Below are 20,972 nucleotides of genomic sequence, written 5' to 3'. Positions count from 1 at the left end.
CGTCTGCCCGGCAGCGTTACCGGGCGACCTTGAGGGCGACATGAACCAGCGTCGCCACGCCGAAGACGAGGAACACCAAGGCCGAAGTGCGGGTTATCAGCCGGCGTCGCGCGCGCAGGACCGTTTTCATTGCGGGAAGCGCGAACGCCCCTGACACCGCGCCATGCACGACCACCGAGTTCATGAAAAAGAGCAGAACGACGACCGCATAGTCGGGCGGGGTCATCGCCGCCAGGGGCAATGTGGTTGCGAAGACGGAGCCGAAGAAGACGGCGGATTTCGGATTGGCGATGTTGACGAGAAAGCCGCTCGGGAAGGCGGCTAGTTGCCGGCGCGGCGTGTCGTCCGGCATCCTTTCGTCAGGCAACTTGGAGGCGGCCGTCGCGACCAGAAGCCTTGCGCCCAGATAAATCAGGAACAGGCTGCCCAGAACATTCAGCAGCAGAAAAGCGCGTTCGCTTGTCGCTTCTCCCGCGAAATAGATCGCCGCGCAGGCGCCGGTGGAAAACACCAGACCGGCTGTCGCGATCCCGACCACCGCCGAAAGCCGTGTCGCCGGACCGCGGTCCGACAGTGTCAGAAGCAGAAACTGGTTCGGCCCCGGCACCAGCATCGCCATCGCCTGAATCGAAAGCGCTGCCGCGAGTTCGGCCATCGGCACCATCTAGAGAACCTTCAACAGGGCGCCGCGTTCGGCCTCGAAGGTGGCGAATTCGGCCGCCTTTTGCGCTTCGTGGCGTTTCATCGATGCATAGAGCGAAACCGTTTCGTCAGGCAGGGCGGCACGCGCGAGCCGGCTTTCCTCAAACGCCGTGATGCTGTTGGCGAAGTCGAAGTCGAGCGGCCGGGGCTCGGGAAACGCGTCGCTCGCAGCGGCCGTGTTCATGCCTGCAAGCACCAGGAGAATGGCAAGGTAGGGATTGGCGTCGGACGTCGGCGTGCGCAGTTCCACCCGTGGGGTGCCGTCTTCCTCCAGGCGTCTCAGGGCCGAAAAGCGTCCTCCGTCGCTGATGTCGCTCGCGCCCGAACGAAAAGAGGCGATGTTTTGCGCATGGCGGCTGTTGCGCGTCGGGCTCAGTGTCAGAAACGCCTCGTCCAGCACATGTCGCATGCCGCTTGCGATCCGCTTCGAAGATGCGTTCATGTCGCTCCCGTCGAAGCGCGCGGAGACATGAAGGTGCAGGTTGCTTGGCGAGCGGTCCTTATGCTCGACGGCGATGAAGGTGCAGCGCAGCCCATGCGACGCGGCGACCGTGCGGCAGATCATGCGCGCCAGAAAGATCCGGTCGGCCTGTTCAAGCGGATCGGTATGCGCCAGCGCGATCTCATATTGATCGTGTTCGTTTTCCTGCGACAGATCGCGCCACACGATCCCGGCGCCGTCCAGCGCATCCAGCATGTCGGAGAGGCAGCGCTGACGGAGCCCGATGCCTCCGAAGGCATAGGCCTGGCCGTCGGGGGCAAGATGTACCCGGTCGTCGTCGCCAATGAGATAGAATTCGAGCTCTGCTCCGATCCGGGTTTCGCAAAGCCCGGTCGTGCGTTCCAGAAGGTTCCCGAGATGAGCGCGAAAATCGAGCGGATGAGGATCACCACGCGGATCGGTGACCGCTCCGATGGCGATTGCCGATGCGCCGAGCAACCCGGTCGCGAAACCCTCCAGCTCCCGCCCGTCATGGTCCGTGACATCCACCTTGATATCGGCAGCGCCGAACGGCTTTGCGAGAACCGGGAAGAGGACCGGGTGGCCGTAGACGTCCTTGGAAAAGACGCCGGAAGAAAACCCCACCCGCACAGCCCGCGTGCAATCCCGGTTTACCAGCTTGCCCCGTGCAATGCCGTGGGCATCGGGAAAGAGAACCAGGGTGCGGGCCGCGCCGCTCATCTTGGGTCGGGCCTCACCCTGTCCGCGGTCAACCTCCGGTAGATCGTCTCCGCCCTGTCGACCATCTCCCGATGGCCCGACGCGATATGGATCTCTTCCTCCTCCACAGGCGGGAGGATCGTCCGGCTTTGCTCCAGTGTTGCGTGCCATTTCGCCTGGGACTGCCTCTCATGCGATGCCCATTTGCGGATGCGACCGTCTTCCCAACTCAGCATGCGGGGAGAATAGCGCACCCCGCACCACACGCAAAGCTTGTATGCAATTGCATCCGGATCGGCACGAAATTCCTCGCCGTCGATCACGATCGCCGCGCCCTTGAGGGTTTGCACGCGGTTCCAGACCCGTTCCAGCGCGGTGAAGCCGAACTCGTCCTCGGTGAAGTCCGGCTTTATGCGGATCAGCGATGCATAGACCTTGCGTGGATCGCGGGTCAGGAAGACGTTGCGCGCGCCTTGCAGGAGATCGTCGGCGACATAGGGTTCCCCCTGAAAGGCCAACTCCTTGATGAAAAGAGGGGTCGTTTCCAGGGGGGCGCGCAGGCGGTCGTTGATAACGCCGGCCTCGAACGGGTCTTCCGGCGGCGCCGCCTGGTCGCCGTAGCGTCGCGAGCGGCGCTGCGAACCGAAGTAATAGGCGTTGGTGTAGGGTTCGTGAAGCACGTCGAGGTCCTCGGCATTCTTCATCACCCGTTCAAGGGCCGTCGAGATCGAGCGCGGTGTCGCCCAAAGAAAGATGCGGTGTGCTGCGGCCGGAAGTTTTGCGGCATGCAGCTGCGCGTCAATCCGAAAAGCTGAAGACGTCATCGTAGGTTTCCCTTCGCCAGACGAGGGTCCCGTCGCCGCCGTCGCGCTGGGCGACGGCGGCGCGCAACTGATTGAAATTGGTGGAGCGTGAAACGGTATAGGCGCCGGCATCCGAGAGGACGACAAGATCTCCCGCCGCAAGCGATGCGGGCACCCTTGCGTGGTCCATCACGACGTCACCTTCGAAGCAGAGCGGCCCGCCGATCGTGCAGTCGGGGTCGTCGTCGCGCAGCGGCAGTTCCCCGCCGGCGCGGAGGAAGCGCAGCCGGCGTCGCTCGCCAAAAGCCGCTGTGGGGAGGATGTTCAGTCCCCCGTCGATCACCACCCATCGCTTCCCCGGCAAGGTCTTCAGGCCTGCAACGCGGGTGACGAGCACCATGCTGGCCGACATCAGGTAGCGGCCGGGCTCGCAGCTGATGCAAAGGTCATCCAGACCGTGTTCACTGATACGCCGGGCCAAGGCCCGGGTGAAGGCGGCCATGTCGAAGGTCTCGTCGGGAACGTCTTCAAGGCGTTCGCCCATCGTGGCCTTGAGGGCACTCCACCAGCCGCGCTTGCTGCGCTGCATGCCGGGAACGCCGAAGCCGCCGCCGATGTTGAGTTCTTTGATCTCGATGCCCGACGCGCGCAGGTCAGCCACGAAGCCGAGCACCGGTTCCAGCGCTGCAAGATGGAGTTTTGGGCTGGTGATCTGGGAATTGAGATGCGCGTGCACGGTCTCGAAGGAAAATCCGGATGCGGATATCCGCTCGGCCATGTGTCGGGCCAGACCGTCATCGAGGGGCCAGCCGAATTTCGCCGAACGCTGCTTCGCGGCATGCGCTTCAATGAAGCTTCGGTCGGCGGCGTCGAAGACGGGCTGCCCCGGGTTGATCCGAAGCCCGAGGCGCGCATCGGCGATCCGTCGGTTCGACCGCAGGGCCTCAAGCGTTTCAAGCTCCTCCTCCAGGTCAATGTTGACGGTGATGCCTTCGCGGGCGGCGCGCTCGAGTTCCTCGGCGCGCTTCAGCGGACCGTTGAATACGATGTCGCGGGCCGCGCACATCCGCAATGCGTGCTCCATCTCGAAGCCGGAGACCACATCCGCCCCCATGCCAAGCGCATGGCCGGAGCGGCACAGGGCGGGCATGTAGTTGGTCTTGTAGGAGAGATAGGCTTTCGTTTGCGCGAAAGCTGACTGCCACGTCTTCAAAAATGCGGAAACGCTGTCGCGAAAACAGGCGTCGTCATAGATGAAGAGCGGTGTTCCGTGGCGCTCGGCGAGCGACTGGATCTCCCGGGCATCAAGGTCGGTGAACGGCTCACGGGCCGTCAGTGCGAGCATGATCTGGCATCCGACGCTGTCATTCCGCGGCCACGGAGTTCGGAGGCGAGACGTCCGCAGTGGCGAAATCCTCGAATTCCTGACCATAACGCCGGTCTGCCCAGGGATTGATGGAGATCACCCAGATGTCTCGGTAGCCGCCGTCTCCGGAAGCAGCGCGAATGTCGCGGGCGCCGTGAACCATGTCCTCGTCGCGCATGATCAGGCATTGCCCCGGATCGAGCACCTGCTCGAAGAACGGTTCGGTTTTGCCGATTTGGTAGAGGGTGGATTCGCCTCCGGTGACATTGGAGCGCTCCCAGACCGTCACGCTGGTGATGTGGTGGCCGTCGCGATGTGGGCCTTCGGGTATCGTCTTGCCCTGAAACACCTCGTCGACGCGGGTGCGCCACTGGTGAAGATTGACCTGGAACACCGCACGTGTGTCAAAGCGCAATTCCTCTGCGATCGTCTCGAATTGAGGTGTCGGGTCGACGCCCGCGATCGGCTCGAATTCCCGGCGTACGCCGCCGACCTTCCGGTTGTAGGCTTTCGCCTGGATGAAGGGGCGGTGGGTCAGCACGCGGCACGCCCAGCGGTCGTGTTCGTGAAACAGGATATACTGGGAAAACTGGCGCCAGCGCTCCCTGTAGTAGGGGTCCTCCGGCAGCCGGTCGAAATTGGCGCGGGCCTCCGCAGACAGCGGCGGCATCTCCAGTATCCTGTACCCGAGCGGCCCGAGATGAAATCCGATGTGATCCATGATCGCGCATCCTTTGCCATTATTCTGGTTGTGCGATCTTACATTTGATACTCAAGATTGCAATTGCCTGTTGTTGCAATTTCGCCTTCTGTCGCTTTCGACGTTCGCAGCGAGCGCGAAATTCGCATCGTTCCTCTCGACGCTGATCCGAATTCTGTCCTGGGTGCGTAGAGTTTCGGGCGTGGTGCCCGCGCGCGTCTTTCCTCTGTTTTGCAAGGAGATACCATGCCCGAGGGTCATACGATCCACCGTGCAGCGCGCGACCATCGGCGCCTTCTTGCAGGCCGGACCTTGCGCGTCTCCTCACCTCAGGGTCGCTTCAGCGCCGGCGCGGCGCATCTCGACGGGGGCGTTTGCTCTGACGTCGAAGCCTTCGGCAAGCATCTGGTCTACCGGTTCGATGGGGAGACCTATCTGCATGTCCATCTCGGGCTCTTCGGGCGGATCCGAAAGCGCAAGCTCCCCGCGCCCGACCCGGTCGGCGCGGTTCGTGTCAGGCTTGAGGGCGATACCCATCTGGTCGACATCAACGGACCGGCGATTTGCGAGACGCTGGACGGGCACGGGTTCGATGTCCTGAAAGGCCGTATCGGTCCGGATGTGCTGCGCGAGGACGCCGATCCGGATCGCGCCTTCGACAGGATTTCGCGCAGCCGAACCGGCATTGGCCGGCTGATCATGAACCAGGCGGTGATGGCCGGGATCGGCAATATCTATCGTACCGAAATCCTCTGGCGGCAGCGCATCCATCCAGACCGGCCGGGGCGCGAGATTTCGCGCAAGGAATTCGACGCGATCTGGAGCGACGCGGTGCACTTGCTGGAAATCGGCCTTCGCAAGAATGCGATTGTCACGGTCGACAATGCTCCGCCGGGCCGCAGCCGCTACCGCGAGCGGGTGAACATCTTCAACAAGGAGCGCTGCCCCTATTGCGACGGGGCGATTGTCCGCATGGAGATCGACACGCGGCGGGCCTTTGCCTGCGAGGTCTGTCAGCCGACGCCTTGAGCTGCGCCCGTGCCTCTCCAAGGCTCGACATTCGCCGTGATCCGCGCGACCGTGCCTCCACTGATTGCGAAACCATGCGAAGGGGAGGCGCTGGTGGAGATTTTGAAAAATGCGGGGAGGGGCCGCGAGGACACGATCGCAAGTCTTGAGGGCGTGCCTGTGCCGAGCGTCGATGTCGATGCGGTGCTCTCGCTTCTCGGTCAATGCCCGGCCGCCAAACCCACGCCCTTGCGCGAGGCGGCCGATCTCGCCCGAACCGCCGGTGTGACCAGCCTCCACGTCAAGGACGAGCGCGGCCGCATGGGGCTTGGCAGCTTCAAGGCGCTGGGCGCGGCCTATGTGGTTGCCCGCGAGGCCACGGACACGGGCTGCGACCAGCCGGACCGGGCGCTCGACGGCGTCACTTATGTGACCGCAAGCGCTGGAAATCACGGCCTCTCGGTCGCAGCAGGTGCGCGCATCTTCGGCGCGCGGGCCGTGGTCTATATCGCCGAGACGGTGCCGGAGGGATTTGCCGCGAGGCTGCGCGCCAAGGGCGCGGAGGTGAAGCGCGAGGGTGCCGACTATGAGGCCAGCATGGCGGCGGCACTGGAGGCGGCCGAGGCGAACGGGTGGCGGTTGCTTTCCGACAGTTCCTGGCCCGGCTACCTGGAGCGCCCCTGGCGCTTGATGGAGGGCTATCTGGCGTTGATGGAAGAGGTCTTCGCGCAAATGCCGGCCCCACCGACGCATGTTTTTCTTCAGGCGGGTGTCGGCGGGCTGGCGGCGTCCGCGGCGGCGCTTGCGCGCACCGTCTGGCGGGACGGGCCGGCGATTGTCGTCGTGGAGCCGTCGGAGGCTGCCGCGCTTCAGGGCTCCATTCGCGCCGGAGCCGTCCTGGAGGCGATAGGCGGCGTGTCCTCGATGGGACGGCTCGATTGCAAGGTGCCATCGCTGATTGCGCTGAAAGGGCTCTCCCGCGACGCGGACTTCTTCGTCACCGTCGGTGACGCCGACGTCGAGGCCGTCCTGCCACGGCTTGCGGAGACGGGGCTTGCGACGACGCCCTCGGGCGCGGCGGGATGTGCCGCGCTGCTGATGGCCGGCGACGCGGAAAAGCATGCGCTCGGCATTGGCCCGCAAAGCCGGGTTCTTGCCATCCTCAGCGAGGAGGCCGAGGCATGAGCTGGGCTGCGCGCGGCTTTCCCCTCGAAGAATACCGCGGCCGCGTTGCGCGGGCCCAGGCCGCGATGGAGGACGCGGGACTGGATGCGCTGCTTCTCACCGGCGAGGCGGATGTGCGCTATTTCTCGGGCTTTCTGACGCGCTTCTGGGAAAGCCCGACGCGGCCCTGGTTTCTGGTGGTGCCGGCGGGCGGCGATCCTGTGGCGGTGATCCCCTCCATCGGCGCCAGCCTGATGGCGCAAACCTGGATCGAGGATATCCGCAGCTGGCGCTCGCCGGACCTTGAAGACGATGGCGTCTCGCTGCTGGCGGAGGCCCTGCGTGAGGTTGCGGGCGCAAACGCCCGGGTCGGCCTGCCGATGGGCGCTGAATCCTCCCTGCGCATGCCTTTGGCCGATTTCAAACGGCTGGAAGCCGTGCTGTCCCCGGTCACACTTGTCGGCGACGCCGGGATCATGCGTGCGCTGCGCATCCGCAAGTCACCGGCGGAAGTCGACAAGATCCGCACCGCCTGCCGGATCGCGGACCGTGCGTTCGACCGTGTCCGGGAAATCGCGGGCGAAGGCGCGAGGCTCGACGAAGTGGCCCGCCGTTTTCAGATGCTGTGTCTGGAGGAAGGAGCGGACTGGGTGCCCTATCTTGCCTGTCCGTGCGGGCCGGGGGGCTATTCCGATGTGATTTCGCCCGCCGACGGGCATGTGTTCTCGCCCGGCGATGTGCTCATGCTGGACACCGGTCTGGTGCGGGACGGGTATTTTTGCGATTTCGACCGGAACTACTCCATCGGCGCGCCGTCGCCGGAGGTTCAGGCGGCGCATCGCCAGCTTCTCGAGGCCGTCGATGCCGCCATGGAGATCGCACGCCCGGGCGTGACGGCCGCGGATCTGTTTCATGCGATGGACCGGATCGTCACCGGAGGCCAGGGCGGCAGCGACACCGGACGGCTCGGGCATGGGCTTGGCATGCAATTGACCGAGTGGCCTTCGCTGATCCCGCAGGATCACACATCGATTGAGGCCGGCATGGTGCTGACGCTGGAACCGGGGATCGAGGTGGGAATGGGAAAGATCCTCGTGCATGAGGAAAACATTGTCATCGGCGATCATGGCGCGGAGTTCCTCTCCAGCCCTGCGGCGCCCGACATCCTGTGTCTCGAGGCGCGCCCATGACGGTCTTTTCGTTTGATCTAGAGACGCCCGCCCCCTTGCGTCTCGGGCTTGTCATCCTGCAGGCGGATGAAACGATCGAGCGCGACTTCCGCCGCCTCCTGTCCATGGAGACCGCGGTTCATTTTTCACGCGTTCCAAGCGGACTTGAGGTGACGCAGGAGACCCTGCTTGCGATGCAGGCGCATCTGCCGACCGCCGCGAGCCTGTTTCCCGATGCGCTTCGTTTCGACGCCATCGGCTATGCCTGCACCTCGGGGGCCTCGGTGATCGGCAGCGCGCGGGTCGCGGAACTGATCCGCGCAGGGGCGAATGTGGAGGCGGTCACGGACCCGGTGCAGGCGCTGATCGCGGCGTGCCGGGCATCCGGTGTCACCCGCCTCGCGCTGCTGTCGCCCTATGTGGAGGACGTCTCCGACAAGCTGCGGCAACGGCTCGCGGACGGCGGCGTGGAGACGCCCGTCTTCGGCTCCTTCAACGTGGCGGAAGAGGCCAAGGTCGCGCGCATCGCGCCGGCCTCGGTGATCGATGCCGCCACCCGGCTTGGCGCCGATCCGTCGGTGCAGGCGGTGTTCCTGTCCTGCACCAACCTGCGCACGCTCGATCTTCTGGAGGACGTGGAGGCGCGCATCGGCAAGCCTGTGTTTTCCAGCAATCAGGTGTTGGCCTGGCATCTGTGCCGGCTGGGAGGTGCGCGGATTCCGGCCGGGTTCGGGCGTCTGTCAGAAGTGTCCTGAGGCCGGCGCGGGCAGCCGGATCAGCGCGATATCCTTGTCCGGGATTTCGCAGGACCATCCACGGCTGTTCGCGACATGGCGCAGGGTCTTCTCCCTGTAGAAGACCACATGGGTCGGGTCGCGCCGGTAGCGCCAGCCGGCAAACCGCGCATCGTCGGTCTGGAACAGGGTCATGACAGCGAGGATCCCGCCTGGTCGCAGGAGTGCGCCCATCCGGTCGAACTCCGTGAAGGGGGCATGAAAATGCTCTGCCGTCTCGCTGCAGGCCACGAAATCATAGGAGGTTTTCAGGGCCGCCGGATCGTCGTGAAAGAAGGGGTCGTAAAGCGTGACCGCATGGCCGGCCTCGCGCAGGATCGCGGCAAGCGCCGACCCGGGGCCGCTGCCGAAATCGAGCCCCTTCGACCTGGGAGAGAGCCGCGCCAGCAACGGGACGGCAAGGCGCATCATGAACTGCCGGTATCCCGGGTCGTCGGGTGCGTTCTCATGGGTGAGGTAGTGGGCGTGTTCCGCCTCTGCCGACAGGTAGTGCCGGGGATCGAGGACGGTTGCTTCGCAGGTGTCGCAGCGCCAGTACGTCAGCCCGTCGATGGGGGCGAGCGTGTGAACGGTCGCGCAGCGGCACACCGGACAGGCATCAGGCGGCATGCGTGCCGTCATCCGCCTTTGCGCGCCAGATAAACGGTCTGGGTGAAGGGCTTGTCCTGCAGTGGATTGTGGAAGGTTACCGGTTCCGCCCAGGCCTCGGCAAAGACGCTTCGCAGGCGTTCGGTGAAGGCGTCATCCTCGCGTGCATCCGACCACAGGCCGAAGATGCCGCCGGGCTTCAGGTGAGCGGCAAGTGCGGTCAGTCCGGGCGTGGCGTAAAACCCCGTGCTGCGCTCGTCCAGAAGCGCGTCCGGCGTGTGGTCGATGTCGACAAGGATCGCGTCGAGCCGGCGGGCCGGGCGTTCGCCCGCAAAACCGGTCGACCCTTGCGCGAGTGCAAAGAAATCGCCCTGCACCAGCCGAGAGCGGGGATCGGCCGTCAGCTCCGCGCCGAGCGGCAACAGGCCCTCGCGGTGCCAGTCGAGCACGGGCTCCAGCATTTCCACCACACAGAGCGACGCGAGACGCGGGTGGTCGAGCGCGGCCTTGGCGGTATAGCCGAGGCCAAGCCCGCCGACGACGACGTCGAGCGCATCGCCCGTGCAGGCGTCGAGGCCCAGTTTCGCAAGCGCGATCTCCGATGCCGTGAACAGGCTCGACATCAGGTGTTCGTCGCCGAGGATGATCTCGAAGACGTCGACATCGAGCGCAAGAAGCCGCCGGCGACGCAGCGACAGCGCGCCGATGGGAGTCGGCCGATAATCCAGTTCCTCAAACAATGCGCTCACGCGTTCGGCTCCCTGCGGGTTTCGGCCAGCCCGCATCGTTCGCGAACGCCGTTGTTCCCTTATCGGCGCTTCGCCGGGGCAGGGCAACCCGTGAGCCGCGGATCAGCGTGCGAGCCAGCCGCCGTCGACAATCAATGTCGTTCCGTGCACGAAGCGCGCGGCGTCGCTTGCCAGGAACACCACCGGGTCGGCAATCTCGTCCGGACGGCCCCAGCGTCCGGCCGGCACGCGGGCGAGGAGGGCTTTCGAGCGTTCGTCGTCGTCTCTGAGGGCCGCGGTGTTGTCGGTAGCGACGTAACCGGGCGCGACGGCGTTGACGTTGACGCCGGAGGCCGCCCATTCGTTGGCGAAAGATTTCACCAGGTTGGCGACCGCGCCCTTGGCGGCGGCGTAACCCGGCACCGTGAGGCCACCCTGAAAGCTTAGAACGGAGGCAAGAAAGATGACCTTCCCGCTGCCGCGCGCCACCATCTTCGCACCCAGATCGCGGGCGAGTTGAAAGGGCGCGGTGAGGTTCACGGCCAGAACATCGTCCCAGTCGCCATCGGAATGGCTGGCAAGCGGCTCGCGGCGGATGATCCCGGCGTTGTTGACCAGAATGTCGATCCGTTCGTCGGCCTCATCCAGCCGGGCAATGAGACCTGCGACCGCATCGCGTTCGCCAAGATCCGCGCGATAGTGCCGGAAGGTCCGCCCGAGCGCACGGACCGTCTCACCCGTCTCGCCGCCATCGTCGGGCAGGCTGGTGCTGACGCCCACAACATCCGCCCCGGCGCGGGCGAGCGCTTCGGTAATCGCGCGCCCGATGCCCCGGCTGCATCCGGTGACCAGCGCCGTGCGCCCGCTGAGGTCGAATGGCGAGGCGGAGGTCGGATGGGTCACGGTCAGGCTGCCTTCCGGAGCGTGCTCGCCAGCACGAGTTTGCGCGGGTCGCCGATCAGGGCTGCATAGCGGGTCAGGAAGCGCGCCGCGTCCGCGCCGTTGAGCACCCGGTGATCGTAGCTGAGATCGAGCGGCACCATGGCAACGGGCGTCCAGTCGCCGTCTTCCCAGACCGGCACCGTCTCCATGCGCGTCAGGCCGAGGATCGCGAGTTCCGGCGGGTTGACGATCGGAGTGAAGGCCGTGCCGCCGATCCCGCCGAGGCTGGAAATCGACATCGACGCGCCGCCCATTTCCTCCGAACGGATCTTTCGGGCCTGCGCGCGTCCCGCGAGATCCATGATGTCCGCAGCGATCTGCCACAGGCCCTTGCGGTCGGCATCGCGCACGACCGGAACCATCAGCCCGTGCGGCGTGTCGACCGCAACGCCGACATGCGCGAAATGCTTGAGGATCAGGGTATCGCCATCCGCCGACAGCGACGCGTTGAAGCGGGGAAACTCGATGAGGCATTGCGCCAGTGCCTTCACGTGGAAGGCCAGTGCCGTCAGGCGGGTGCCGCGTTCCTGCGCTTCGGCCTTGAGGCTTGCGCGAAAGGTCTCGACCGCGCGCATGTCGGCGCGGTCGTGATGGGTCACCTGCGGGATCATTGCATTGGCCGCGGCCAGGTTTTTCGCGGCGACCTGGGCCATGCGCGCAAGCGGTTCCTCGCTCACCGCGCCATAGGTGGAATGATCGACGTCCCAGTACCGGCTGTGGTCGGTCGCGGGCGCCGACGTTTCACCGCTCAGGTGCCAGTCGACATCCTCGCGCGCCAGCGTGTTGCGACCGGTCGCCGCGCCCAGGGCGTCGAGATCGACGCCCTGCTGGCGCGCATAGGCGCGGGTCGAGGGAGAGGCATTGATGGACATTGCGGGCCTCCTACCAGCTTGCGGAAATATACTGGGTTTCCATGAATTCCAGCATGCCCTCGTGTCCGCCCTCGCGGCCGAGGCCGGATTGCTTCACGCCGCCGAAGGGGGCGGCCGGATCCGAGACGAGACCCCGGTTCAGGCCGACCATGCCGTATTCCAGCCGCTCGCAGACCTGCAATGCGCGTTTCATGTTTTCGGAAAAGACATAGGCGACGAGGCCGTATTCGGTCGCATTGGCGCGTCGAATAACGTCTTCCTGGTCGGTGAAGGTCTGGATGGCCGCGACGGGGCCGAAGATCTCGTCATGCACGCAGTCGGCGGTTTCCGGCACGCCGGACAGCACCGTGGGCGGGTAGTAGAACCCCCTGCCGTCGGGCGCCTTGCCGCCAAGCTCGATCTTCGCGCCCTTTTTGACGGCATCCTCGACGAATTCCGCCACCTTGTCGCGGGTCTCCGCATTGACCAGCGGACCGACGTCCACGCCGTCCTCGATGCCATTGCCGAGCTTCAGCTTGCGCATTGCCGCGACATATTTCTCGGTAAAGGCCTGCGCCACGCTTTCATGGACGTAGAAGCGGTTGGCGGCGGTGCAGGCCTCGCCGAGATTGCGCATCTTGGCGAGCATCGCGCCTTCCACCGCGACATCCAGGTCGGCGTCCTCGAAGACGATCAGCGGGGCATTGCCGCCAAGCTCCATCGCCGGTTTCAGGACCTGGTCGGCGGCCGAATGCAGAAGCTTGCGCCCGACCTGCGTGGAGCCGGTGAAGGAGATCACCCGCACGCGCGGGTCGTGCAGCATGTGGTCGACCAATGCGCCGGTGCGCCGCGACGGCAGCACGTTGACCAGCCCCTTGGGAACGCCGGCTTCCTCCAGAAGCGGCATCAGCGCGAGCATGGTCAGCGGGGTTTCCGACGCCGGCTTGATGATCACCGGACAGCCGGCGGCAAGCGCTGGCGCGATCTTGCGGGTGCCCATGGCGGCCGGATAGTTCCACGGTGTGACGAGAACCGCGATCCCGGCCGGCTTGTGCTGGACGAGAATGCGTGCACCCGAGGCCGGCGCATGGGTGATCATCCCGTCGGCGCGCACGGCTTCCTCGGCGAACCAGCGGAAGAATTCCGCTGCATAGGTGGCCTCGCCGATGGCATCGCCGCGCGCCTTGCCGTTTTCCAGCGTGATCAGGCGCGCGAAATCCTCGATGCGCGCGGTCATCAGTTCCCACGCCTTGCGCAGCACTTCCGACCGCTGGCGCGGCGTGTAACCGGCCCATTCCGCGAAAGCGCCTTGCGCCGCATCGAGGGCGGCATCCGCGTCGGCGATTTCTGCGGAAGCGACGGAGGCCAGAACTTCTTCCGTCGCCGGATTGATGACGTCGAAGCGGACGTTCTCGGCTCCGGGACGCCAGTCGCCGTTGATGTAGAGATCGGTGTGGTCCATTGGGAACTCCAAGGGTCAGAGCCAAAAATCAAAGCAGGTGGCGCAAGGGATCCTCAAGCCGCCCGGCAAAACCGGAGACGAGCGAGATCGCGGCGCGTGCGTCGAGTTGACCGGCGCCGCATTCCAGCGTCAGCGTGAGTGTTTCATCCTCCTGCACGAGGGTCAGGACGGGGGCGGCTTCCGCGCCCATGCGCAAACCGTTGAGCGGGGAGGCACGCAGATCGCGAAGGATCAGGTCCGGTTTGCCGTTCGTCGCATCGTCTTCGGCTGCCTCGGGGAAGCGTGTCGAGCCATGCAGCGTTTCCACCTCGATCACAGGGTCCGGGTTGCCGTCCAGGGACCGCAGGCTTGCGCGCGCGAAGCCAGCCAGCAATGTGGATTGATCGACCGAACCCTGGGTTTCCGCCCGCGCCCATGCGAGAAATCCGGCAAGCCCGTCCGAAGACACGCGCGCCGACAGGTGCCGGGCCGGTGCCGCTTCGACAGGTGCCGCCGATCCCGTGCCACGCGCCGGCATTGTCCGCAGCGTTTCGAGGTCGCGGACATGGAAGGGCTGCGGATGTCCCGCCTCCGCGAGACGGGCAAGATCGAGACCTTCCTCCAGCGCCAGCCGCCGCGTCTTGGGCGAGGCGAGGATGACGCCCTCGACCGCTGCCGCCTTTGTCGGCGAGGGCCGGGCGGGAGCGGTCGCCTTTGTGGCAATTGCCTCTTCCGTCTTTGCAGCGGGGTCCGATGGCGCTGCCGTGGGTTTGGCGCTTGGCCCCGCGCTTCGGCGCTGCGGATCGGCTGGCTTGTCGGCGGAAATGATCGCCACGCTCTCGCCGACCGGCACAGTGTCGCCGGCCTCCGCCAGAAGAGCGGCGACATATCCGTCGTGGCCGGCGGGGACTTCCATCGTGCTCTTGTCGGTCTCCACCTCGAAGAGCACATCGTCGGCCGCGACCTGATCGCCCGGTGCTTTGGCCCATGAGACCAGCAGGCCGGTGTCCTGCGCCATGCCGAGCGCCGGCATGATCACGGATTTGCCGTCCGGGAGTTCTGCCGGCGCAGGCTCGCTTTCGGCCTCCGCAGGCGCTTTCGATTCCGCAACGGGCGCCGGGGGATCCTCGTCGGCAGCTTCGGCCGTCTCGGCGATCACCGCGACCACGTTTCCGACCGGGATAGTGTCGCCGGCGGCGGCCGTGACCCTGGTGAGAAAGCCGTCGGCCTGTGCCTCGACCTCCATCGTCGCCTTGTCCGTCTCCACCTCCATCAGCGCATCCCCGGCCTTGACCGCGTCGCCCGGGCTTTTCAGCCAGGAGACGATAAGGCCTGAGTCCTGCGCCATGCCGAGAGCCGGCATGATGACGTCATGCGGCATGGATCATCTCCCCGGCCACCAGCCTGCGGGCCATGGCCGTCACGGCATCGACCGTGGGAACGGTCAGATCCTCAAGCGCGGGCGAGAACGGCACCGGCACGTCCATCGCCCCCATGCGCACCACCGGCGCGTCGAGGTGATAGAAGGCTTTCTCGTTCAGCCGGCTCGCGATCTCCCCCGTCACGCCGTAGCTCTGGTGGCCCTCGTCGATGACGATGGCGCGCGAGGTTTTCTTGACCGACTTAAGCAGGGTCTCCTCGTCGAGAGGCACGATGGTGCGCGGATCGATCACCTCCGCCTCAATACCTTCCTTTGCCAGCGCCTCGGCGGCGGCCTCCGCCACCTGCACCATGGAGGAGGTGCCGATCAGGGTGATGTCCTTTCCCTCGCGCTTCACGTTCGCCACACCGAAGGGGATCAGATATTCCTCCTCCGGCACCGGGGCCTTGTCCTGGTACATCAGCTTGTCTTCGAAGATGACGACCGGGTTGTTGTCGCGGATCGCGGTCTTCATCAGGCCCTTTGCCTCATAGGCGGAGGAGGGAAGGGCGACCTTGAGACCCGGGATATGCGCGACGAGCGCATGCAGCGACTGCGAGTGCTGGGCGGCGGAGCGGCGCGTCGCGCCGAGGTTGGTGCGCAGCACCATCGGCACGTTCAACTTGCCGCCGGACATGTAATAGGCCTTGGCGGCCTGATTGCAGAGCTGGTCCATGATCAGGAACAGGAAGTCCCCGAACATCAGGTCGACGATCGGCCGCGAGCCCGTCAGCGCGGCACCGACGGCAATCCCGGTAAAGCCGGGTTCGGAAATCGGCGTGTCGATGATGCGCTCGGTGCCGAATTCCTCCACGAGCCCCGAGAGGACCTTGAAGGGCGTGCCGGCTTCCGCGACATCCTCGCCCAGCAGGAACACGGTTTCGTCGCGGCGCATTTCCTCGGCGATGGCTTCGTTCACCGCCTTCGACAGGGTGATCTCTCTCATCTCGCGCCTCCTCAAGCAGCATTGGGCGCGTAGACATGCATGTCCACTTCGCGCGTATCGGGATAGCGGGCGGCTTCCGCGTAGGCGACGGCAGCTTCGGCGTCGGCTTCAACCTCGCTCTTGAGCTTGTCGAGGTCGTCGGAGGTCGTAATGCCCTGATCCGTCAGCCACTTGCCGAAATTGACGATCGGGTCGCGCTCGGCCTTCCATAGCGCTTCCTCGTCCTTGGCCCGGTAGTATTCGCGGTTGATGTCGCCGACGTGGTGGCCGTGGTAGCGGTAGGTGTCGAGCTGGATGAAGAAGGGGCCTTCGCCCTTGCGTGCCCGGGCGACCAGCTTTTGGGTCAGGTCGTTGACGGCAAGCACGTCCTGTCCGTCGACGACATGCGCCTCGATGCCGAAGGCTTCGGCCCGCGCGGTGAGCGAGCCGGCTGCGATCTCCTCGGTCTTGGTGTATTCCGAGTAGCCGTTGTTCTCGCAGGCGTAGATCACCGGCAGGCCCCAGAGCGCCGCCATGTTCATGACCTCGTACCAAAGCCCCTGCGCGGTTGCCCCGTCGCCGAAGAAGCAGACCGTGACGTCGCCCGTTCCCAGACGCTTGGCGCTTAGGGCCGCGCCGGTGGCGATACCCATCGAGCCGCCGACAATGGCGTTGGCACCGAGGTTGCCGTTGCTTTGGTCGGCGATATGCATCGAGCCGCCCTTGCCCCGGCAGTAGCCTTCCTCCTTGCCCAGGAGCTCGCAGAACATCTCCTTGAAGTTCGCGCCCTTGGCAACGCAGTGGCCGTGGCCGCGATGGGTCGAGGTGATCTTGTCGGTCTCTGTCAGAGCCTCGCAAATGCCCACCGCCACGGCCTCCTGGCCGGAGTACATGTGGGTCAGACCCGGCATCTTGGCGGAGAGATAGAGCTGGTTTGCCCTGTCCTCGAAGGCGCGAATGCGCACCATCTGCCGGTACATGCGCAGATAGTCGTCCGTATTCGTCTTCTTCTTTCGTGCGGCACTCATGTCTGGCCTCCTCCCTGGCCGGCGCCGGCGCGGGGCCGGCGCCCGTGGTCGTCAGTAGCGGTTGGCGATCGGAAGATCCTCGGCCGGGAACAGGCTGATCACCGTGCAGCCCTTGTCGGTGACGACGACCTCTTCCTCGATGCGGGCTGCGGAGTATCCGTCGGCGGCCGGACAATAGGTTTCCAGTGCGAAGACCATGCCGGTCTGGATCTCCATCGGATTGTCGAGCGAAACCGCGCGGCTGATGATCGGACGCTCGTGCAGGGCAAGGCCGAGACCGTGGCCGAACTGCAGGCCGAAGGCCGAGAGCTCGTCCGGGAAGCCAAATTCCTCCGCCTTGGGAAAGGCCTTGGCGACCGTATCCGTCGTGACGCCCGGCTTGATCAGGGCGATGGCATTGTCCAGCCATTCGCGGCAACGCACATAAGCGTCGTTCTGCGCGGGCGTTGCCCGGCCGATGTTGAACGTGCGGTAGTAGCAGGTGCGGTAGCCCTGATAGCTCTGCAGAATGTCGAAGAAGGCCTGGTCGCCGGGGCGGAACAGACGGTCCGTGAAGTTGTGCGGGTGCGGATTGCAGCGCTCGCCGGCAATCGCGTTGATCGCCTCCACATCGTCGGACCCCATTTCGTAGAGCATCTTGTTGGCCCTGGCGACGATGTCGTTTTCGCGAATGCCGGGGCGCAACTCGTGCCAGATCATGTCGTAGACGCCGTCCACCATGCTGGCCGCCTGGTTGAGCAGCTGGATCTCGTCGATGTTCTTGATCTCGCGCGCGCTCAGCATGACCTGCTGGCCGTCCACGACGTTGAGGCCGGCCTCCTGGAGAGCGAAGAACATGGCGGTTTCGGCGTAGTCGACGCCCACCGGCATGTCGGCCATGCCGGCCTTCTTGATCAGCGAGGCGATCTCTTCCGCGTAGCGCTTCATCAGCCCGAAGCTCGGCGGGATGGTGCCGCGCATGCCCACCACGCCGGCGCGGCAGCGCTCCGGATCGAGCCAGTCGCAGTATTCCTTGTGGTGCACGGCCGCCGAGCCGAAGTCCCAGACGTAGGGCTCCTCGTCGCCCGCGAGAAGCGCGAAGCGGCACATCTTGTCGCGTTCCCACTCGCCGATCTTGGTGCCGGTGATGTAGCGGATGTTGTTGACGTCGAAGGTCAGCAGCGACCCGCAGCCCGACTTCTTCAGCGCATCCTTGGTGCGCGACAGGCGGTAGCGGCGCAGCCGGTCGTGGTCGACGCGGCGCTCGAAGTCGACGGCCGTGTGGCCGAGCGCGGGAATATGCCGGTCCCAACGCCAGTTGGGATCGATGTCGCCGGGCTGCAGGATGCGGGGATTGAGGGCATTGGTCATGGTTGTAAACCTCCCTTGGCGGCGCACGCGATGACGCGTGGACCGGCCGGTCTGTCCTTGAGAAAAGAAAGTCGTGCAGGCGCGTGGGCGAAACGTGCCGCCCGGTCGCGCGCCTCGCGTCACTGCATGATCATGCCGCCGTCGATCATGATCAGCTGGCCGGTCATGTAGTCGCTCTCGTGGGAGCACAGGAAGGCTGCCGTTCCCTTCACGTCATCGGGATACGAGTAGCGCTTCATCGTGATCATGGTCTTGGCGAGGTGGTCCATCGACTGACCTTCCTCCTCGAACATGCCGATCTCGACCAGATCCTTGTCGAGTTGTTCCCAAAGCTCCGTCCGCACAACGCCCGGTCCGTATCCGTTGACCGTGATGTTGTGCTCCGCCAGAGCCTTTGCGCCGCCGATGATCAGGGCAAGAGAGCAGTATTTGGAGCAGGAGTAGGGGATCACGTCGAGAAAGGCCGTGCGCGACACGATGCTGCCGACGTTGACGATCTTGTAGGGCCCGTGCTCCTTGCCCTGGGCGATCATCTGCCTGGCGGCTTCCTGCATGCCGAAAAGCTGGCCCTTGGCATTGATGTTCATGATCATGTCCCAGTTTTCCTCGTCGATATCGAGGAACATCCTGGGCTTGTTCACCCCTGCGTTGAGAAGCGCGACATTGATCGAGCCGAAGGCCTCGACCGTCTTTGCAACGGCTGCGGTGTTGTCCTCGCGCTTGGTCACGTCGAGCTTTACGGCCACGGCCTTGCCGTTGCCGGCGGCATTGATACGCTCCGCGACCTCGCGGACCCCGTCGACATTGATGTCACCGATGCAGACATTCGCGCCCTGTGCAGCGAAGTACTCGGCATTGGCCGCGCCCATGCCCTGGGCGGCGCCGGTGATCATGATGTTTTTTCCCTTGAGACGATTGGGGTCCATTTTTTCCTCCCTGAGTGGATTATTGTCTCATGACCTGGGCTGCCCTTGCCTGGGCGCGCTCCAGGGCATCGCGCGGGGGGATGACGCCCCGCAGCATGTCGTGCATCTCCTGTCCGCAGATGCTGATGATCTTCGAGATTTCGGGGATCGGCGGGCGTGGCCAGAACTGAAGCTCGTCGCGCCAGGACATGGCGTCCACGGCTTCGAAGATGGTCGAGAGCCGCCGCACCTCCGGGTCCGCGCCGACCGAATAGCGCGGTGCTGTGCGGCTGCCGTTGACGACATAGAGCTTCTGCGCTTCCGGCGACGTGAAGGCGATCAGGGCTTCTCCTGCCGCGGCCCGCCGTTCCTCGGGAAGGTTTGCGGGCAGGGCGAGGACATAGCCGCCGACCGGCGCGACCGGGGAGCCTTTCGGTCCCGGCGGATGAGGCAGATAGCCGGTCTGCCCGCACGCGGGCGAACTGGGATCCTGCTCGAAGTAGGGGGCAAGCAGCGTGTAGCCATAGGCCATGGCAACGCGGCCCGATGCATAGGGGCGCACGCGCTCGTACCAGGACATGGAGAGGATATCGGGCGGCGAGAAGTCCAGCAGCGCCTTGAGATATTCCGCCGCCTCGAGGGCGCGGGGCGTGTCGATGGTCGGCTCGAGGTCGGTCCGGTCCAGATGATCGGCATCGTAGCCCCCGGCGATCCGCTTCATGTTGACGATCGGCTGGCCGAAGTCCGCGCAGGTCATGATGAAGGTATGACCGAGGGCCGTGCCGCGTGCGGCGTTCCAGGCGATGCCGTAGCGTCCTTGCGTGGGATCGTGCAGCGCGCGTGCCGCTTCCAGCACGGCGTCGGTCGTTGTTGGGGGCTCGAGACCTGCCTCGGCGAAGAGATCGCGGCGATAGAAGAACAGTTCCGGAGTGGTCTGGCTGGGGACGCCATAGGGACGCCCGTTCCAATGCGCGGCGCGCCAGCCGGCAGTATGGAAGTCGCCGGGATCGAGCCGGTCCACGTCCAGGACGTCATCGAGGGGAAGCAGGATGCCCTTTTTCACGAATTCGCCGATCCAGGGAAGGTCGACGGCGATCAGGTCGTAGCGGCTGGTCGCTCTTTCGGAATTGCGCAGGGTCTCTTCGTGGAGCCGGTCGATGGAAAAGGCGCGCTGGTTGATCTTGCTGCCAACCAGTTGCTCGAACTGGCGCTTCAGGTTCTCCATGACCATGAAGGTTGGATCGCCGTGAACCAGGATCCGCAAGCCCCCGGGCAGAGCCAGCGGCTCGGGCAGGACCTGCGGCGGCTGGATCGAATGACCGGCCATGTAGGATCCGCCGTAGTAGTAGTCGGCTTCCTCGGTGGTGGCCGGGCCACCGCCGAAGGTCTGTTGCGCAATGCGCTGAAGACGGTCGGAGAGCTGGCTCCATTTCTGGATCAGGTCGGCGCTCGGATGCAGCGAAAAGCTCCGCCCGCTTCTCGTGCGCGGACGCTGCTCGATCAGGCCGCCCTTTTGCATCTCGGCCAACTTGCGCATGGCAGTCGCATAGGGAACGCCGGAGGCGGCGACCAGTGCCGACGCCGTCACGACCCGTCCTTCCAGATGACTGCGCATCAGGTGCATTGCCATGTTGAAGTAGGGGTTCGGCGCGCTCGGCTCTATGCTGGTTTCCACCTCGCCCGTGAAGGCTTCGAGAAAGCCGATCACATCGAGCATTTCGGCTCGGTTGTCGCCGGACTGCGCCGCCGCTAGGGCGTCAGCTGAATATCCGCTTTGGATGTCCGTGGCTTGCAGCGCGGTCACTTTGGGTCCCGTTGTCGTGTTGAATCCGGAGCGAGAATGACGTTTCATGTCGGTGTTCTTTCAAAATGGTCATTTCCGGGATTGTGACGTTACCGTCGTTTTATCCGTTTTGGATAATCAAC

General features: G+C 65.0%; 20 protein-coding genes. 4 read left to right on the top strand and 16 right to left on the bottom strand.

What is annotated here, in order from left to right; translation table 11 throughout:
• Positions 1-16: 16 nt before the first annotated feature.
• From G572_RS0104435 to G572_RS22460, 5 genes are read right to left on the bottom strand one after another with little or no spacing between them, the layout of a single operon-like run.
• Positions 17-655, bottom strand: a complete 639-nt coding sequence (locus G572_RS0104435) for a LysE family translocator (protein ID WP_169391284.1) — start codon at positions 653-655, stop codon at positions 17-19.
• Positions 656-664: 9 nt separating this feature from the next.
• Positions 665-1,885, bottom strand: a complete 1,221-nt coding sequence (locus tag G572_RS0104430) for a type I glutamate--ammonia ligase (protein ID WP_029057447.1) — start codon at positions 1,883-1,885, stop codon at positions 665-667.
• Positions 1,882-2,688, bottom strand: coding sequence for a sulfotransferase-like domain-containing protein (locus tag G572_RS26420; protein ID WP_029057446.1), 807 nt, complete (start codon positions 2,686-2,688; stop codon positions 1,882-1,884). Before G572_RS26420 ends, G572_RS0104430 begins: the two co-directional genes overlap by 4 nt.
• On the bottom strand, positions 2,663-4,012 hold the full coding sequence (locus G572_RS0104420; protein ID WP_029057445.1) for a diaminopimelate decarboxylase family protein: 1,350 nt from the start codon (positions 4,010-4,012) through the stop codon (positions 2,663-2,665). Before G572_RS0104420 ends, G572_RS26420 begins: the two co-directional genes overlap by 26 nt.
• Before the next feature lie 19 nt (positions 4,013-4,031).
• The gene (locus tag G572_RS22460) at positions 4,032-4,754 is read right to left on the bottom strand and encodes a 2OG-Fe dioxygenase family protein (RefSeq protein ID WP_084649866.1); all 723 of its coding nucleotides are present in this window, start codon (positions 4,752-4,754) and stop codon (positions 4,032-4,034) included.
• 225 nt (positions 4,755-4,979) lie between these two features.
• Between G572_RS22460 and G572_RS0104410 the strand changes: the two genes are divergently transcribed.
• From G572_RS0104410 to G572_RS0104395, 4 genes are all read left to right on the top strand, one after another.
• On the top strand, positions 4,980-5,762 hold the full coding sequence (locus G572_RS0104410; RefSeq protein WP_029057444.1) for an Fpg/Nei family DNA glycosylase: 783 nt from the start codon (positions 4,980-4,982) through the stop codon (positions 5,760-5,762).
• Between the two features lie 93 nt (positions 5,763-5,855).
• Complete coding sequence (locus tag G572_RS0104405; RefSeq protein ID WP_029057443.1) at positions 5,856-6,926, top strand: pyridoxal-phosphate dependent enzyme; 1,071 nt, start codon at positions 5,856-5,858, stop codon at positions 6,924-6,926.
• Complete coding sequence (locus tag G572_RS0104400; RefSeq protein WP_037545304.1) at positions 6,923-8,095, top strand: M24 family metallopeptidase; 1,173 nt, start codon at positions 6,923-6,925, stop codon at positions 8,093-8,095. The genes G572_RS0104405 and G572_RS0104400 overlap by 4 nt, the downstream gene beginning before the upstream one ends.
• A complete protein-coding gene (locus tag G572_RS0104395; RefSeq protein ID WP_029057441.1) occupies positions 8,092-8,829 on the top strand; it encodes a maleate cis-trans isomerase family protein in 738 nt (245 codons plus the stop codon). Before G572_RS0104400 ends, G572_RS0104395 begins: the two co-directional genes overlap by 4 nt.
• Here the strand turns inward: G572_RS0104395 and G572_RS0104390 are convergent.
• The 11 genes from G572_RS0104390 to G572_RS0104340 form a co-directional block, all read right to left on the bottom strand.
• Positions 8,815-9,477 (bottom strand): class I SAM-dependent methyltransferase, encoded by a 663-nt coding sequence (locus G572_RS0104390; protein WP_051241665.1) that lies wholly within the window; start codon positions 9,475-9,477, stop codon positions 8,815-8,817. The genes G572_RS0104395 and G572_RS0104390 overlap by 15 nt on opposite strands.
• 8 nt (positions 9,478-9,485) lie before the next feature.
• On the bottom strand, positions 9,486-10,205 hold the full coding sequence (locus G572_RS0104385) for a polyamine aminopropyltransferase (RefSeq protein WP_029057439.1): 720 nt from the start codon (positions 10,203-10,205) through the stop codon (positions 9,486-9,488).
• A gap of 102 nt (positions 10,206-10,307) precedes the next feature.
• A complete protein-coding gene (locus tag G572_RS0104380; RefSeq protein ID WP_029057438.1) occupies positions 10,308-11,087 on the bottom strand; it encodes an SDR family oxidoreductase in 780 nt (259 codons plus the stop codon).
• A 2-nt stretch (positions 11,088-11,089) separates the two neighbouring features.
• Entirely contained in the window at positions 11,090-11,998 is a 909-nt protein-coding gene (locus G572_RS22455) for a 2-oxo acid dehydrogenase subunit E2 (RefSeq protein WP_051241586.1), read from the bottom strand.
• Between the two features lie 10 nt (positions 11,999-12,008).
• Positions 12,009-13,439, bottom strand: coding sequence for an NAD-dependent succinate-semialdehyde dehydrogenase (locus tag G572_RS0104370; protein WP_029057437.1), 1,431 nt, complete (start codon positions 13,437-13,439; stop codon positions 12,009-12,011).
• A gap of 28 nt (positions 13,440-13,467) precedes the next feature.
• The gene (locus G572_RS0104365; protein ID WP_029057436.1) at positions 13,468-14,799 is read right to left on the bottom strand and encodes a biotin/lipoyl-containing protein; all 1,332 of its coding nucleotides are present in this window, start codon (positions 14,797-14,799) and stop codon (positions 13,468-13,470) included.
• A complete protein-coding gene (locus tag G572_RS0104360; protein WP_029057435.1) occupies positions 14,789-15,784 on the bottom strand; it encodes an alpha-ketoacid dehydrogenase subunit beta in 996 nt (331 codons plus the stop codon). Before G572_RS0104360 ends, G572_RS0104365 begins: the two co-directional genes overlap by 11 nt.
• A gap of 11 nt (positions 15,785-15,795) precedes the next feature.
• Positions 15,796-16,791 carry a thiamine pyrophosphate-dependent dehydrogenase E1 component subunit alpha gene (locus G572_RS0104355; protein ID WP_029057434.1) on the bottom strand — a complete coding sequence of 332 codons (996 nt, stop codon included), beginning with the start codon at positions 16,789-16,791 and terminating at the stop codon, positions 15,796-15,798.
• 51 nt (positions 16,792-16,842) lie between these two features.
• On the bottom strand, positions 16,843-18,141 hold the full coding sequence (locus G572_RS0104350; protein WP_029057433.1) for a M24 family metallopeptidase: 1,299 nt from the start codon (positions 18,139-18,141) through the stop codon (positions 16,843-16,845).
• Positions 18,142-18,260: 119 nt separating this feature from the next.
• Positions 18,261-19,067, bottom strand: a complete 807-nt coding sequence (locus G572_RS0104345) for an SDR family NAD(P)-dependent oxidoreductase (RefSeq protein WP_029057432.1) — start codon at positions 19,065-19,067, stop codon at positions 18,261-18,263.
• A 19-nt stretch (positions 19,068-19,086) separates the two neighbouring features.
• The gene (locus G572_RS0104340) at positions 19,087-20,763 is read right to left on the bottom strand and encodes an ABC transporter substrate-binding protein (RefSeq protein WP_037545804.1); all 1,677 of its coding nucleotides are present in this window, start codon (positions 20,761-20,763) and stop codon (positions 19,087-19,089) included.
• Positions 20,764-20,972: the final 209 nt, after the last annotated feature.

Origin of the sequence: Stappia stellulata DSM 5886 (assembly GCF_000423705.1) — a bacterium.
GTDB lineage: Bacteria > Pseudomonadota > Alphaproteobacteria > Rhizobiales > Stappiaceae > Stappia > Stappia stellulata.
Note: the sequence above shows the minus strand (reverse complement) of the source record. Positions and strands in the feature narration are given on the sequence as shown.

Coding starts and splice junctions, on each gene's coding strand:
- G572_RS0104400 (WP_037545304.1), top strand. CDS start 6,923: ATGAGCTGGGCTGCGCGCGGCTTTCCCCTCGAAGAATACCGCGGCCGC.
- G572_RS0104350 (WP_029057433.1), bottom strand. CDS start 18,141: ATGACCAATGCCCTCAATCCCCGCATCCTGCAGCCCGGCGACATCGAT.
- G572_RS0104370 (WP_029057437.1), bottom strand. CDS start 13,439: ATGGACCACACCGATCTCTACATCAACGGCGACTGGCGTCCCGGAGCC.
- G572_RS0104420 (WP_029057445.1), bottom strand. CDS start 4,012: ATGCTCGCACTGACGGCCCGTGAGCCGTTCACCGACCTTGATGCCCGG.
- G572_RS0104395 (WP_029057441.1), top strand. CDS start 8,092: ATGACGGTCTTTTCGTTTGATCTAGAGACGCCCGCCCCCTTGCGTCTC.
- G572_RS0104390 (WP_051241665.1), bottom strand. CDS start 9,477: ATGCCGCCTGATGCCTGTCCGGTGTGCCGCTGCGCGACCGTTCACACG.
- G572_RS0104355 (WP_029057434.1), bottom strand. CDS start 16,791: ATGAGTGCCGCACGAAAGAAGAAGACGAATACGGACGACTATCTGCGC.
- G572_RS26420 (WP_029057446.1), bottom strand. CDS start 2,688: ATGACGTCTTCAGCTTTTCGGATTGACGCGCAGCTGCATGCCGCAAAA.
- G572_RS0104345 (WP_029057432.1), bottom strand. CDS start 19,067: ATGGACCCCAATCGTCTCAAGGGAAAAAACATCATGATCACCGGCGCC.
- G572_RS22460 (WP_084649866.1), bottom strand. CDS start 4,754: ATGGATCACATCGGATTTCATCTCGGGCCGCTCGGGTACAGGATACTG.
- G572_RS0104360 (WP_029057435.1), bottom strand. CDS start 15,784: ATGAGAGAGATCACCCTGTCGAAGGCGGTGAACGAAGCCATCGCCGAG.
- G572_RS22455 (WP_051241586.1), bottom strand. CDS start 11,998: ATGTCCATCAATGCCTCTCCCTCGACCCGCGCCTATGCGCGCCAGCAG.
- G572_RS0104340 (WP_037545804.1), bottom strand. CDS start 20,763: ATGCTCGATGTGATCGGCTTTCTCGAAGCCTTCACGGGCGAGGTGGAA.
- G572_RS0104410 (WP_029057444.1), top strand. CDS start 4,980: ATGCCCGAGGGTCATACGATCCACCGTGCAGCGCGCGACCATCGGCGC.
- G572_RS0104430 (WP_029057447.1), bottom strand. CDS start 1,885: ATGAGCGGCGCGGCCCGCACCCTGGTTCTCTTTCCCGATGCCCACGGC.
- G572_RS0104365 (WP_029057436.1), bottom strand. CDS start 14,799: ATGCCGCATGACGTCATCATGCCGGCTCTCGGCATGGCGCAGGACTCA.
- G572_RS0104435 (WP_169391284.1), bottom strand. CDS start 655: ATGGCCGAACTCGCGGCAGCGCTTTCGATTCAGGCGATGGCGATGCTG.